The organism is Streptomyces litchfieldiae (assembly GCF_031845365.1).
GTDB lineage: Bacteria > Actinomycetota > Actinomycetes > Streptomycetales > Streptomycetaceae > Streptomyces > Streptomyces litchfieldiae.
Genome location: NZ_JAVREL010000018.1, coordinates 26,833 through 40,421 on the forward strand (window position 1 = coordinate 26,833; position 13,589 = coordinate 40,421).

Annotated in this window: 13 protein-coding genes and 2 tRNA genes; 12 read left to right on the top strand and 3 right to left on the bottom strand. The window is 72.3% G+C overall.

Annotated features, from left to right (window positions below):
- Positions 1–27 precede the first annotated feature (27 nt).
- Genes RM590_RS26165 through RM590_RS26185 form a run of 5 tightly spaced genes read left to right on the top strand, consistent with a single transcriptional unit; the run spans position 28 to position 6,527 of the window.
- Entirely contained in the window at positions 28–1,644 is a 1,617-nt protein-coding gene (locus RM590_RS26165; protein WP_311707183.1) for an ABC transporter substrate-binding protein, read from the top strand.
- On the top strand, positions 1,641–2,600 hold the full coding sequence (locus tag RM590_RS26170; protein WP_311707184.1) for an ABC transporter permease: 960 nt from the start codon (positions 1,641–1,643) through the stop codon (positions 2,598–2,600). The genes RM590_RS26165 and RM590_RS26170 overlap by 4 nt, the downstream gene beginning before the upstream one ends.
- Positions 2,597–4,585, top strand: a complete 1,989-nt coding sequence (locus RM590_RS26175) for a dipeptide/oligopeptide/nickel ABC transporter permease/ATP-binding protein (RefSeq protein ID WP_311707185.1) — start codon at positions 2,597–2,599, stop codon at positions 4,583–4,585. Before RM590_RS26170 ends, RM590_RS26175 begins: the two co-directional genes overlap by 4 nt.
- A 5-nt stretch (positions 4,586–4,590) precedes the next feature.
- On the top strand, positions 4,591–5,610 hold the full coding sequence (locus RM590_RS26180; protein WP_311707186.1) for an ABC transporter ATP-binding protein: 1,020 nt from the start codon (positions 4,591–4,593) through the stop codon (positions 5,608–5,610).
- Positions 5,607–6,527 carry a dihydrodipicolinate synthase family protein gene (locus tag RM590_RS26185; RefSeq protein ID WP_311707187.1) on the top strand — a complete coding sequence of 307 codons (921 nt, stop codon included), beginning with the start codon at positions 5,607–5,609 and terminating at the stop codon, positions 6,525–6,527. Before RM590_RS26180 ends, RM590_RS26185 begins: the two co-directional genes overlap by 4 nt.
- A 20-nt stretch (positions 6,528–6,547) precedes the next feature.
- Here RM590_RS26185 and RM590_RS26190 read toward each other — a convergent pair whose 3' ends face one another.
- The 3 genes from RM590_RS26190 to RM590_RS26200 all read right to left on the bottom strand — a co-directional run bounded on the left by RM590_RS26190 (position 6,548) and on the right by RM590_RS26200 (position 9,788).
- Positions 6,548–7,777, bottom strand: coding sequence for a sialidase family protein (locus RM590_RS26190; RefSeq protein ID WP_311707188.1), 1,230 nt, complete (start codon positions 7,775–7,777; stop codon positions 6,548–6,550).
- A gap of 108 nt (positions 7,778–7,885) precedes the next feature.
- Positions 7,886–8,545, bottom strand: coding sequence for an NAD(P)H-binding protein (locus RM590_RS26195; protein WP_311707189.1), 660 nt, complete (start codon positions 8,543–8,545; stop codon positions 7,886–7,888).
- Between the two features lie 40 nt (positions 8,546–8,585).
- Positions 8,586–9,788 carry an amidohydrolase family protein gene (locus tag RM590_RS26200; protein ID WP_311707190.1) on the bottom strand — a complete coding sequence of 401 codons (1,203 nt, stop codon included), beginning with the start codon at positions 9,786–9,788 and terminating at the stop codon, positions 8,586–8,588.
- Between the two features lie 151 nt (positions 9,789–9,939).
- On the opposite strand from RM590_RS26200, the gene RM590_RS26205 reads away from it, so the two are divergent.
- The 7 genes from RM590_RS26205 to RM590_RS26235 all read left to right on the top strand — a co-directional run bounded on the left by RM590_RS26205 (position 9,940) and on the right by RM590_RS26235 (position 13,589).
- Positions 9,940–10,012, top strand: a tRNA-Thr gene (locus RM590_RS26205).
- A gap of 49 nt (positions 10,013–10,061) precedes the next feature.
- Positions 10,062–10,134: transfer RNA gene (locus tag RM590_RS26210), tRNA-Met, on the top strand.
- Positions 10,135–10,218: 84 nt separating this feature from the next.
- Positions 10,219–10,383, top strand: coding sequence for a 50S ribosomal protein L33 (gene rpmG, locus RM590_RS26215; protein ID WP_077059582.1), 165 nt, complete (start codon positions 10,219–10,221; stop codon positions 10,381–10,383).
- 88 nt (positions 10,384–10,471) lie between these two features.
- Complete coding sequence (locus RM590_RS26220) at positions 10,472–10,936, top strand: MaoC family dehydratase N-terminal domain-containing protein (RefSeq protein ID WP_311707191.1); 465 nt, start codon at positions 10,472–10,474, stop codon at positions 10,934–10,936.
- Positions 10,933–11,367: a MaoC family dehydratase gene (locus RM590_RS26225; protein WP_311707192.1), complete on the top strand. Its 435-nt coding sequence runs from the start codon at positions 10,933–10,935 to the stop codon at positions 11,365–11,367. The genes RM590_RS26220 and RM590_RS26225 overlap by 4 nt, the downstream gene beginning before the upstream one ends.
- A gap of 101 nt (positions 11,368–11,468) precedes the next feature.
- Positions 11,469–12,011, top strand: a complete 543-nt coding sequence (locus tag RM590_RS26230) for a TetR/AcrR family transcriptional regulator (protein ID WP_311707298.1) — start codon at positions 11,469–11,471, stop codon at positions 12,009–12,011.
- 111 nt (positions 12,012–12,122) lie between these two features.
- Positions 12,123–13,589: a DHA2 family efflux MFS transporter permease subunit gene (locus RM590_RS26235; RefSeq protein ID WP_311707193.1), complete on the top strand. Its 1,467-nt coding sequence runs from the start codon at positions 12,123–12,125 to the stop codon at positions 13,587–13,589.

Genomic DNA, 13,589 nt, shown 5'->3' on the forward strand with positions numbered 1-13,589 from the left:
TCCCCTCAGAGCCGCGCTGGAGGCGTCGTGAGTCAGAGTTTCGATCGCAGGGCCTTTCTCAAGTTCACGGGCGCGCTGGGCGCGGCGGGCGCGATCGGCGCGAGCCTGAGCGCCTGCTCCGGCCCCGCCTCCACCACCGGCGACGGAAGCGGGGACGGCGACGGCGGCGGGCTGGAAGAGCTGACCGCGGTCATCGGCTACGGCAACGACCAGAGCTGGGACCCGACCCAGACCGCCTCGGCGTTCGCGATGGCGGGCATCCAGCACATCTACGAGGGCCTGCTCGACACCGATCCCATCACCCGCGAGCCCTACCCGGCCCTGGCCGCCGCCCTGCCCGCCGATCGCAACGCCACCACCTGGCAGTTCACCCTCCGGGACGGCGCGACCTGGCACGACGGCGAGCCGGTCACGGCCGACGACGTCGTCTTCACCTTCGAGCGGATACTCAACCCGGATGTCCGGACGCTGGCCCGCTCGTTCTTCGTCACCTGGCTGCGGGAGGCCAGGAAGGTGGACGAGCGGACCGTCGAACTCGACTTCCACTTCCCCTTCCCCGACGCCGCCGCCCGGCTGGGTATCGCCAAGATCATGCCCAAGCACATCTTCGGCCGCGAGGGCGCCTGGGACGAGGCCACCGGCGGTCTCGCCGTCGGCTCCGGGCCGTACACGCTGGACTCCCACCAGCCCAAGACCAACACCACCTTCGTGGCCTTCGACGGCTACAACGGCCCGCGCCCGCCCGCGTTCAAGCGCATGAACTGGCTCACGATCGTGGACGCCGCCCCCCGCGTCGCCAAGATCTCCGGGGGCAGCGCCGACGCCCAGATCTCCGACAACATCCCCTACGCCAACGTCGAGCAGCTCCGCGGCGACGGCCTGGAGGTGCAGGGCGGCGCCGGCATGAACCATGCCTTCCTCATGTTCAACACGGGCAACCCGCCCTTCGACGACGTCCGCGTGCGCCAAGCGCTCCTCCATGCGATCAACACCGACCAGTTGATCGAGGTCGGCCTCAAGGGCTATGGCAAAGCGCCGACTTCGTTCCTCAACGAGGACAACCCCTCGCACGCCCCCGCCGCCACCGTCTACACCTACGACCCCGAGCGGGCCCAGGCGCTGCTCGACGAGGCCGGGGTCAGCGGCCTCAGCGTCAACCTCATGTCCGTCAACGTGAGTTGGCTGGTGGACTGCCTGCCCACCATCAAGGAGTCCTGGGACGCCATCGGCGTCTCCACCACCCTGGAGCCGCAGGAGACCTCGGCCCTGTTCACCAAGATGGACCAGAACCAGGACTATCAAGTCGTCGCCGCCGTCTCCAACCCCAACCAGTTCGGCCTCGACGCCGACTTGATCATGCGTTACAACTACACGGCCGACGGCCTGTGGATGCAGTACGCCCGCTGGCAGGACAGCGACGACGCGCGGGAACTGTTCGAGCTGATGGACCGGGCCACCCGCGAGGCGGACCCGCAGGCCAAGCTCGACCTCACCCACCAGTACCTGGACCTCATCGCCGAGCACGCCGTCCTCTACCCCGTCGTCCACAACGAACTGCTCACCGCCTGGGACCCCAGCCGGATCACCGGCATCCGGGCCCAGGCGTACCCGGGGATCAACGTCCTCCAGGCGAGGCCCGCGTGATCATCGTCGCCAGGATGCTGCTGCGCCGGGTGCTCCTCCTGGTGCCGCTGATGCTGGGGATCGTGCTGTTCGTGTTCCTCGTGATGCGGTTCTCGGACATGGACCCGGCCTCCGCGTACTTCCAGGGCGCCAACCCCACGCAGGAGCAACTGCACCAGTTCCGCGAGGAGAACGGCCTGCTCGACCCGCTGCCCGTCCGCTACGTCGCCTTCGTGGGCGACCTGCTCACCGGCGACATGGGCATCAGCGTGCTCACCCGGACGCCCGTCATCGACCAGGTCAGCACCGCGCTGCCGCTCACCATGCAGCTCACGTTCCTCGGCCTCGGCGTCGGCGTCGTGCTGTCCCTGCTGCTCGGCGTCACCGCCGCGATCTACCGCGACCGGCTGCCCGACCAGATCATCCGCGTCGTCTCGCTGACCGGCGTGGCCGCGCCCAGCTTCTGGCTGGCGCTGCTGATGATCCAGTACCTGTCGGTGGAGGCCGGATGGTTCCCCACCGGCGGCTATGTCAATCCGAACGACTCCTTCACCGGCTGGCTGGAGTCCATGACCCTGCCCGCCCTGGCCCTCTCGCTGCCGGTCGCCGCGCAGTTGACGCGCGTCGTGCGCACGGCCGTGGTCGAGGAGCTGGACAAGGACTATGTGCGCACGGCGATCGGCAGCGGCCTGCCGCCGGTCGTCGTCGTCGGCCGGAACGTGCTGCGCAACGCGCTCATCAACCCGCTGACCGTGCTCGGCCTGCGCGTGGGCTATCTGCTGGGCGGCGCGGTCGTCATCGAGACGATCTTCTCGCTGCCCGGCATGGGCAAGCTGATGATCGACGCCGTGCGCAACGGCGACCCCGCCGTCGTCCAGGGCGTCGTCCTCACCACCGCGGCCGGCTTCGTCGTCATCAACCTCGTCATCGACATCCTCTATCTCCTGGTCAACCCACGGCTGAGGAGCGCCGCGTGAAGTGGTTCACCCGCCTTCCCGTGCTGTCCCGGACCGCGCTCGTGGTCCTGGCCGCGATCATCCTGACCGCCCTGCTCGCGCCGCTGCTCGCGCCGCACGACCCGTACGCCCAGGCCGGAGTGTCCGAGGGGCCCTCGGGCGAGCACTGGATGGGACAGGACAGCCTCGGCCGCGACATCCTCAGCCGGCTGATGCACGGCGCCCGCTGGTCGCTGGCCATCGGCCTGGGCGCCACCCTGCTCGCGCTCGCGGCCGGCGCGCTCATCGGGGCGGTGGCGGCCACCTCCCGCAAGGCCGTGGACGAGGCACTGATGCGCGTTCTCGACATCGTGATGGCCTTCCCCGGCATCGCGCTGGCCGCCGTGCTGATCTCCGTGTTCGGCGGCGGCATCCCCGTGCTGATCTGCGCCATCGCCTTCCTCTACACCCCGCCCATCGCCCGGGTCGTGCGGGCCAACGTCATGGACCAGTACGGTGAGGACTACGTCACCGCCGAACGCGTCATCGGCGCCCGCACCCCGCACATTCTCATCCGGCACGTCGCCGTCAACTGCGCCGCGCCCATCCTGGTGTTCTGCACGGTGATGGTCGCCGACGCGATCGTCTTCGAGGCGTCGCTGTCGTTCATCGGCGCCGGCGTGCGACCGCCGGAGCCATCCTGGGGCAGCGTCATCGCGGACGGCAAGAACCTGGTGCTGCTCGGCGGCTGGTGGGCCACCGTCTTCCCGGGCCTGCTGATGCTGCTCACCGTGCTGGCGCTGAACGTCCTCGCCGAGGGCGTGTCCGACGCCTGGGCCGCGCCCCGGGCGCGCGCCCTGCGCGTGCCGGGATCCGTGCCCCGGGTGCCGGACAACGGCGGCACGATCCCGCCGCAGGCGGTGGCGAAGACCGCGGAAACAGCAGCGGTGGAGCGGCCCGAGGGCGCCCCCGGTGTGCTGCCGTTGCCCGGGCTGGCCGAGGCCGGCCGGCGGCTGCGGGAGAGGGCCCGGCCGCCGGTCACCGGCGAACCCGTGCTCTCCGTCCGCGATCTGACCATCCGGTTCGACGGGCAGCACGGCGACAAGGACATCGTCGACGGCGTCTCGTTCGACATCCGCCCCGGCGAGGTCCTGGGACTGGTGGGGGAGTCCGGCTGCGGCAAGTCGCTGACCGCGCTCACCCTGATGGGCCTCCAGCCGCGCACCGCCCGCGTCGGCGGCAGCGTCCTGTTCCAGGGCCGCGAACTGCTGGGCCTGCCGGCCCGCGCCCGGCGCCGCCTCCTCGGCCACGAGATGGCGATGGTCTACCAGGACGCGCTGTCCTCCCTCAACCCGGCCATGACCATCCGCGCCCAGCTCAAACAGCTCGTCCGCCGCGGCGGCCGGCGCGACCCCGCCGAACTGCTGGAACTGGTCGGCCTCGACCCCGAACGCACCCTGCGCGCCTACCCGCACGAGATCTCCGGCGGCCAGCGCCAGCGCGTGCTCATCGCCATGGCGCTCTCCCGCGACCCCCGGCTCATCGTCGCCGACGAGCCGACCACCGCGCTGGACGTCACCGTGCAGGCGCAGATCATCGAACTGCTGCTGCGCCTGCGCGCCGAACTCGGCTTCGCGCTGATCCTGGTCTCCCACGACCTCGCGCTCGTCGCCGACGTCACCGACCGGGTCGTCGTCATGTACGGCGGGCAGCTCGTCGAGACGGGCGTCACCGCCGACCTGGTCGAGCACCCGGCGCACCACTACACGCGCGGCCTGCTGGGCTCCGTGCTCTCCCTGGAGTCGGCCGCGACGAGGCTGACCCAGATCCGCGGCGTCGTGCCCTCCCCGGCCGACTTCCCGCCCGGCTGCCGCTTCGCCGACCGCTGCCCGCTGGCCGACGAGGTCTGCGCCACGGCCGTTCCCGAGACGCCCGCTCCCGGGCGGCTGCACCTCGTCTCCTGCCACCACCCGGCGCCCACCGAACCGAACAGCACGCCGAGCACGGAAAGCGAGGCCGCGCGGTGACCCTCATGACCGTCCGCGACGCGCACATGGTCTACTCGGCCCGCACCGGGGGCCTCTTCCGCTCCGACCGGGTGTACGCGCTCACCGGCGCCGACCTCACCGTCGCGCCGCGCGAAACCGTGGGCGTGGTCGGCGAGTCGGGCTGCGGCAAGTCGACGCTCGCCCGGGTCCTCGTCGGCGTGGAACGCCCCACCAGCGGCACGGTGGCCTACCGCGGCCGGGACCTGTGGGCGATGGGCGCGGCCGAGCGCCGCGAGACCATCGGCACCAGGCTCGGCATGATCTTCCAGGACCCGGCCACCGCCCTCAACCGCCGGCTGCCCGTGCGCCGCGTGCTGCGCGACCCCCTCGACGTGCACCGCCGGGGCACCCCGGCCCAGCGCGAGGAACGCGTCCGCGAGCTGATGTCGCTGGTCGGCCTGCCGCCCTGGCTGGCCGACGCGCTGCCCGGACAGCTCTCCGGCGGCCAGCGGCAGCGCGTCGCCATCGCCCGCGCGCTGGCCCTGGAGCCGGAGCTGGTGATCGCCGACGAGCCCACCAGCGCCCTGGACGTCTCCGTGCGCGCCCAGATCCTCAACCTGCTGCTCGACCTGAAGGAACGCCTCGGTCTCGCGCTCGTCTTCGTCTCGCACGACATCCAGACCGTGCGGCGCATGAGCGACCGCGTCATCACCATGTACCTCGGCCGCATCGTCGAGGAGGCGCCGGCCGGGGAGATCACCACCCGCGCCCGGCACCCGTACACCCGCGCGCTGTTCTCCGCGACACCCGGGCTGCTCGACCCGATCGAACCGATACCCCTGGCCGGTCCCGTCCCGTCCGCCGTGCGCCCGCCCAGCGGCTGCCCCTTCCGCACCCGGTGCTGGAAGGCGGACGAGACGTGCGCCGCGTCGATGCCCGACTTCGTCGCGGACGGCCGGGAAACTCCGGATGTGCACCGGTTCCGCTGCCATCACCCCGTCGGGGAAACCGAGTCCACCACCGATCTGGTCGCCCAAGCAACGAGCTCCAAGGAACGCACATGAGCCTCCCCGCCCGCCTGACCGGCGTCATCCCACCCGTCTGCACCCCCCTGACCCCCGACGGCGACGTGGACACCGGTTCGCTGATCAGGCTCGTGGACCATCTGACCGGGGCCGGCGTCGACGCGCTGTTCGTCCTCGGCTCCACCTCCGAGGTCGCCTTCCTCACCGACGCCCAGCGCCGCACGGTCGTGCGCACCGTCACCGGTCACGTCGCCGGGGCCATCCCGGTGCTGGCCGGGGCGATCGACATGACCACGCCCCGCGTCGCCGAGCACGCCCGCGCCGCGCTGGCGGCCGGCGCGGACGCCGTCGTCGCCACCGCGCCGTTCTACACCCGCACCCATCCCGCCGAGATCGACCGGCACTTCCGGCTGCTCGCCGCCGCCACCGGCGCCCCCGTCCTCGCCTACGACCTGCCCGGCTCGGTGCACTCCAAGCTCGGCGCCGACCTGGTCCTGGGCCTGGCCGGGGACGGCGTGCTGGCCGGGCTGAAGGACTCCAGCGGCGACCAGGGCACCCTGCGGGAGGTGATCGCGGCCCGCGTTCCCGGGTTCTCCGTGCTCACCGGATCCGAACTCCTCGTCGACACCGCCCTGTTGATGGGCGCCGACGGCGTCGTGCCGGGCCTGGGCAACGTCGACCCCCACGGCTATGTCCGGCTGGTGCGGCACTGCGCCGCCGGCGAGTGGGACCGCGCCCGCGCCGAACAGGAGCGGCTGTGCGCTTTGTTCGGCATCGTGGACGCCGGATCACCCGCCCGGATGGGCCGGGGATCGGCCGGAATCGGCGCGTTCAAGGCGGCGCTGCGGCTGCGCGGCGTCATCGACCATGCGACCACCGCGCCGCCGCAGATCCCGCTGAGCGAGGGCGAGACCGACGACGTCGCCAAACGGCTGACCGCGGCCGGCCTGCTCTGAGGACGAGGAGGAGGCGGACCCTAGAGCTGGTCGGTCAGCCGCCGGAACTCGATCGTCTCGTAGGCCCCGGCCACGCCCGTCTCGTACAGCACGCCCACCGTGCGCCGGTCCAACTGCACCAGATCGGAGTAGGCGGCCGGCTGCTGCGACAGCGTCGTCACCCGGGTGAACGACTGCCCCGCGTCGTCGCTGCGCCACAGCGCCATCGCCTGCCGGGCCTGCGGGTTGGACGGCCCGGCGAACAGCAACGGGGCGTTCCGGCCGGTCAGTTGGAGCACACTGCCCTGGACGACCGGCACGTCGTTCAGCGTGGGCTGCACGGCGAACGGGGCGTCCAGCGTCTCGCCGCCGTCGCTGGAGTAGGCGCCCAGCCGGTTCCCCGGCTCGGTCCCGTTCTGGTCGCGGGAGCTGAAGTAGACGCGGCCGTCCGGCAGTTCGGCGGCGAGCGACTCGTTGGCGTTGAGAACGCCGTCGTAGGAGTCGTCCACGTACCCGATCTGCCAGGTGGCGCCGCCGTCGTCGCTGTACAGCGCGTGCGCCCCGTAGTACTTGGCCTCCTGGCCGGTGTCCGGCGAGCCGGCCGGCGGCGCGGTGGAGTGGTTGGCCGGAATCAGCAGCCGGCCCGCGTGCTCCCCGTGCGTGAGGGCGATCGCGTGGCCCGGGCCCGTGGCGTACCAGCGCCAGTCCGGCAGCTTGGCCTCGGCGGTGATGTCCCGGGGCGGGGAGAACGAGCGGCCGTCGTCCTGGCTCGTCTGCACGAAGACGCGGCGGCTCTCCTCGGGCGGCACCTCGCCGCGCATGATCTCCGCCTCGCTGGCCTCGCCGCCGTTGAAGCAGGTGACCAGCACGATGTCGCCGGTGGCCGGGTCGATGACGGGCGTCGGATTCCCCCGGGTGTCGCCCTCGCCCGCCGCGACCACGGTCAGCGGCTCCCAGGTGCAGCCGCCGTCCAGCGAACGCCGCACCACCACATCGATGTTGCCCGCGTCGCCCGCGCCGCCGACCCGCCCCTCGGCGAAGGCCAGCACGGTGCCCTCGGTCGTGGTGAGCACGGCCGGGATCCGGAAGGTGTCGTAACCGTCCTCGCCGGAGGTGAACGGCACGGAGGAGTCGCACTTCCCGGGGCGCGCGCTGGGCCGTTGCCCATCACCACCCGGACCCGGATCGGCCAGGGCGACGGCCGCGGTGGCCAGCGCCCCCAGGGCCGCCGTCACGAAGAGCACACGCATGACCGGGATCGGGGACGTCATCGCTTCACTGGCTCCTTGGCTTGCGGGCGATCCACCTGATCGGGGCGGCCGGAGACATCCGACCTCCTGGACGATAGGGGGACAAAGGCGTTCACGACAAGGCGAACATCAGCCCACGAGCTCGGACACCGCCTGGGGGATGGGGGTTTCGCCGCCGATCAGATCCAGCGTCAGACCAGAGGTGCCCGGCTGGTCCAGCAACGCCATCAGCACGGCCGCCACATCATCCCGCGTCACCTCGCCGCGCGGCGTGGTCGGAGCGAGCCGCACCAGGCCCGTTCCGGGGTCGTCGGTGAGCCGGCCGGGCCGCAGGATCGTCCAGAACAGCCCGGTGCGCGCCCGGATGTCCGCGTCCGCGGCGGCCTTGGCCCGCAGATAGGCGGCGAAGACCGGATCCGTCCCCGGCGGCGGCTCCTCGTCCGCCCCGATGGCCGAGACGACGAGGAACCGCCGCACCCCGACCCGCTGGGCCGCGTCCGCGAACAGCGTCGCCGCCCGGTGGTCCACCGTCTCCTTGCGGGCCGCGCCGCTGCCCGGCCCCGCGCCCGCCGCGAAGACGGCCGCGTCGGCCCCCGCCAGATGCCGGGCCACCTCCTCGACGTGTGCCGACTCCAGGTCGCAGACGACCGGTTCGGCGCCGGCGGCGAGCAACGCCCCCGCCTGGCCCGGATTCCGGATCAGCCCGGCCACCTGGTCCCCGCGCCCGGACAGCAGCTTCTCCAGGCGCCGGGCGATCTTGCCGTGTCCCCCAGCGATGACTGCGCGCATGTCCCGACCGTACGCCTCCCCGGCGGCGGGCGAGGGAACGTCAGCCCGTCGCCTGCCGGGGCAGCTCCAAGCCGCCGTCCGCCGGCGAGCCGCAGAACTCCCGTACCGCGCTGGTGCGCGCCACGATCCGGCCGCGGTGGATCACCAGCCGGCTGTACGCCTGGGACAGCGCGCCGGCCACCGACTCCCCGCGCACGGCCAGCAGTTCGGCGGGGAAGCCCGCCTCGACCCGCACCTCGGGCAGCCCCAGCGCCGCCCTGGCCCGGCCGCTGACCGCGCCATAGGCGTCCAGCGCCCCGCACCCGTCGCGCGACGCCAGCAGGAACGCCGCCTCCAGCGGATCGCCGCGGCCCACCGGGTTGGCCGCGTCCCGCAGCGCCCCGCCGCCCGCCGCCACCCGCACCCCCGCCGCGGCCAGCAGCCGCACCGGCGTGCCGGCCGGCTCCCACGGCCGCGCCGGGGCCAGCCCGCAGCCGCCCTGCGGCAGGCAGACAACGGTGACCCCCGCCGCGGCGAGCCGGTCCGCCACCCGCGTGGCGACCGGCGCCGGCAGCCGGGACAGCCCGGTGCACGGGCCGATGGCCACCCCGAAACGGCAGGCACCGGCGGCGGACGCGAGCCGCGTCAGCTTCGCCGGGTCGTCGCCCTCGGTGTGCAGGTCCAGCGGTCGCCCGTGCTCGTCGGCCAGCCGCAGCACCGTGTCGAGATAGTCGGCTGGGTCCGGGTCCAGGTCCGGGCAGCCGCCCAGCGCGCCCGTGCCCATCTTGGCGGCGTCCCGCAGCCACGCCCGGTTGTCCGCGCCGGCGAGCCCGGTGAGCTGCCCCGCGACGGCGACGGTGGTGAGGTCGGCCAGCCCGCGCAGCGCGCGCGAGGTGGCGAGCGCCGCCTCCAGGGCGGCCAGCCCGCCCGCGTCCCCGACCCGGACATGGCTGCGCTGGGCGGTGGCGCCGTGGCCGAGTTGGATCAGGGCCGCCTCGGTGATGCGCCGCCGCAGCTCCTCGGGCCCGTCCGGCGGCGGCCCCGGCGCGGCGCCGGTGAGGGCCGTGTCGTGGTGGGCGTGCGGCTCGGCGGGGGCGGGGAGCAGCAGGTAGCCGGACAGATCGACGCGGGTACCGGCGTCGGAGGCCGGTCCGGAGAGGCTGCCGGGGGTGCCGACGGCCTCGATGCGGCCGGCGCTCAGCCGCACATCGACGCGCCGCCCGTCGGCGAGCCGCGGTCCGCTGAGTACGAGGCGCTCTGGCATCGGAAGCGAGATTACGGTGCGCGCGGGGCCGTGACCGGGAACGACGGAATAGTCGTACCGGCGGAGCCGCCCTCGGGGCGGCCTGGGCGGTTGGCTCCGCACTTTTCTGATTTCGCCTTGCGGCCCTGAGCGTGTAATCTCTTGAGCGCTCGCCCCAATAGCTCAGTCGGCAGAGCGTCTCCATGGTAAGGAGAAGGTCAACGGTTCGATTCCGTTTTGGGGCTCTGAGGTGTGAGACCTCCCACCCGGTGTGGGAGTCGTCTCTCGTCTCATGGCGGCGTAGCTCAGTCGGTAGAGCAAACGGCTCATAATCGTTGTGTCACCGGTTCAAGTCCGGTCGCCGCTACGCACAGTAGCCGATTGCGGGGTCGGTCCTCCGATCGGCTACTCTCTCTGTGTTAAACCCGTCCATCCGTCAAGGAGCACTCACGTGGCTGCCACCGACGTCCGCCCGAAGATCACGCTGGCCTGCGTGGAGTGCAAGGAGCGGAACTACATCACCCGGAAGAACCGGCGCAACGACCCGGACCGCCTGGAGATGAAGAAGCACTGCCCGCGCTGCAACGCGCACACCGCGCACCGCGAGACCCGCTGAGCGCGCACCCCGAACGTAGTTTTGCCGTGTGAGGCCGTCCCCGGGTCCGGGGACGGCCTCCTCGCATCAGACGGAGGAAAACCCGCCGATGGCCCTCGACCAGTCCTTCGCCGGACGGACCTATCCGCCCACCGAGCCGTATGAAGTGGGCCGGGAGAAGATCCGCGAGTTCGCGCGGGCCATCGGGGACGCCAACCCGGCCTACACCGAGCCGGACGTGGCCAAGGAGCTGGGTCACCTTGATGTGATCGCGCCGCCCACGTTCGTGTTCGCCATCGTTTTTGCCGCCGCCGGCGTGGTGCTCCGCGACCCCGAACTGGGGCTGGACTACGACCGGGTGGTGCACGGCGCCCAGCGGTTCGTCTACACCCGCCCGGTGTGCGCGGGGGACCGGCTCTCGGTCACCTCGACGGTCGAGTCGGTGCGGTCCATGGCCGGGAACGAGGTGCTGGACGTCCGCGGCGAGGTGCACGACGCGATGGGCGAGCACGTGGTGACCGCGTTCACCAAGCTGGTGGCCCGCAAGAAGGATGACGAGGAGGAGGGGCGTTGACCGCCTGGATCGCTTACGCGGACGTCGAGGCCGGCACCGAGCTGCCGGGCGCCTCGTTCCCGGTCACCCGCGACACGCTGGTGCGGTACGCGGGCGCTTCGGGAGATTTCAACCCGATCCACTGGAACGAGAAGTTCGCCCGGGAGGTGGGCCTGCCGGACGTCATCGCGCACGGCATGTTCACCATGGCGGAGGCGGCCCGCGTGGTGACCGACTGGGTCGGGGACCCGGCGGCCGTCGTGGAGTACGGAGTGCGCTTCACCAAGCCCGTGGTGGTGCCGAACGACGAGACCGGGGCGCTGATCGAGGTCACCGCGAAGGTGGCCGCCAAGCTGGACGACGAGGCCCGCACGGTGCGGGTGGACCTGACCGCGCACAGCGCCGGCGAGAAGGTGCTCGGCATGGCGCGCGCGGTGGTCCGGCTCGCCTGACGGTGAGGATTGACCCAACGAGCTTGCTCGCCCGATGAAGAGGGTTGACTAGTTAGTGATTGACCACTAACTTTCTGCCCATGGCCAAGGAGAGCAGCCGGATGTCCGCCGACGAGCGGCGCGAGAGCGTCGTTCGCGCGGCCATCACCGAGTTCGCACGCGGGGGATACGCGGGCACCTCGACGGCCGCCATCGCCCGCCGGGTGGGGGTCTCGCAGCCCTACCTCTTCCGCCTGTTCAGTGACAAGCGGGAGATCTTCCTGGCGGCGGCCCGCCGCGGCACCGACGAGATCCGTCTGGCCTTCGAGCGGGCGGCCCGGGGCCTCGACGACCCCGAGGAGGCGCGGATGGCGATGAGCCGCGCCTATGTCGAGCTGATCGCCGACCGCGACAAGCTGCTCTTCCAGATGCAGATGTATGTCGCGGTGCAGCACGCCGCGGCGTCCGGGGACACGGAGTTCGGCGATGTGATCCGCCGGGCCTGGCTCGAACTGTGGGACGCCGTACGGCCGTTGCTCGGCGCGGACGACGAGGAGGTCGGTGACTTCTTCGGCACCGGCATGCTCATCAACGTCCTGCTGACCATGGGGTTCACCGAGGGCCACCGGGTCTGGGCGGCCTGCGACATCTTTGAGGAGGGCTGAGAAGGGCCGAGGGGGTCCCTTCCAGGCCTGTCGGGGCATACGCCTGTCCCGGAAAGTTATTGATCGATCACTAGCTGGATGCTCGTTCACCGTCTTTCCCCGGGAGGGGTCATGCAGGAGAAAGCACCACCGAACGGAACGGCCCACCGCGGCCTCGTCGTCTGGACCCTGATCGTCACCGGCGCCGCCACGTTCATGGCCGCCCTGGACAACCTCGTCGTCACCACCGCGCTGCCCGTCATACGCGACGACCTCGGCGGCGACCTCTCCGACCTGGAGTGGATCGTCAACGGCTACACCCTGCCGTTCGCCTGCCTGCTGCTCCTCGGCGCCGCGCTCGGCGACCGGTTCGGCCGCCGCCGGGTCTTCGCCGCGGGCGTGGCCCTGTTCACCGTCGCCTCCGCCGCCGCCGCGCTGGCCGGGTCCACCGAGGTGCTGATCGCCGCCCGCGCGGCCCAGGGCGCGGGCGCTGCCATTCTGCTGCCGCTCAGCCTCACCTTGATCTCCGCCGTCGTGCCGCCCGAGCGGCGCGGCACCGCGTTCGGCATCTGGGGCGCGGTCAACGGACTCGCCATCGCCAGCGGCCCGCTCATCGGCGGCGCCATCACGGAACACATGTCCTGGCAGTGGATCTTCTGGCTGAACATCCCCATCGGCCTGGCCGTGCTGCCCCTGGTCCTCTTCCGCCTCACCGAGAGCCGGGGCCCCAACGACCGGCTGGACCTCGTCGGCACCGTCCTGGCCAGCGGCGGCCTGTTCGGCGTCGTCCTGTCGATCGTCCGCGGCCACGAGCACGGCTGGGCCTCCGGCCCGGTCCTGACGGGGTTCATCGTGGGCGGCGCCCTGCTGATCGCGTTCGTCCTGTTCGAGATGCGCACCCCCAACCCCATGCTGCCGATGCGCTTCTTCCGCTCCCGGACGTTCTCCGCCGTCAACGCGGCCAGCCTGCTGATGTACCTCGGGATGTTCGGCTCGATCTTCCTGCTCACCCAGTTCCTCCAGTTGATCCAGGGCTACTCGCCGCAGGAGGCCGGGCTGCGGATGCTGCCGTGGACCGCCATGCCCATGGTCGTCGCGCCGATCGCGGGCGCCCTGACCGACCGGATCGGCGGCCGGTCCATCGTCGCCTCGGGGCTGACGCTGATGGCCGTGGGCCTGGGCTGGTTCGCGCTGCTGGCCGAGCCGGACGTGAGCTACGCCAGCCAGGTGCCGGCGTTCGTGCTGTGCGGCATCGGCATGGCCATGTTCTTCGCGCCGACCGGGGCCATGGTGATGGGCGCCGTGCCGGCCGCGGAACAGGGCATCGCCTCCGGCGTGAACAACGCGCTGCGCGAGGTTGGCGGCGCCCTCGGCGTCGCGCTCCTGGCCTCCATCTTCGCCACCCAGGGCGGCTATGAGACGCCCGAGCGCTTCACCGACGGCCTCGTCCCGGCGCTGTGGGTCGGCGTGATCGCCCTGCTCGCCGCGACGGCCGTCGTGCTCATCGCCCCCGGCCGCCGCCGGGCCGCCGCCGCCCCCGCCGCGACGGCCGCGTCCGCGCCCCCGCGCGCCCGCACCCCGGTGACCGCCGACTCCTAG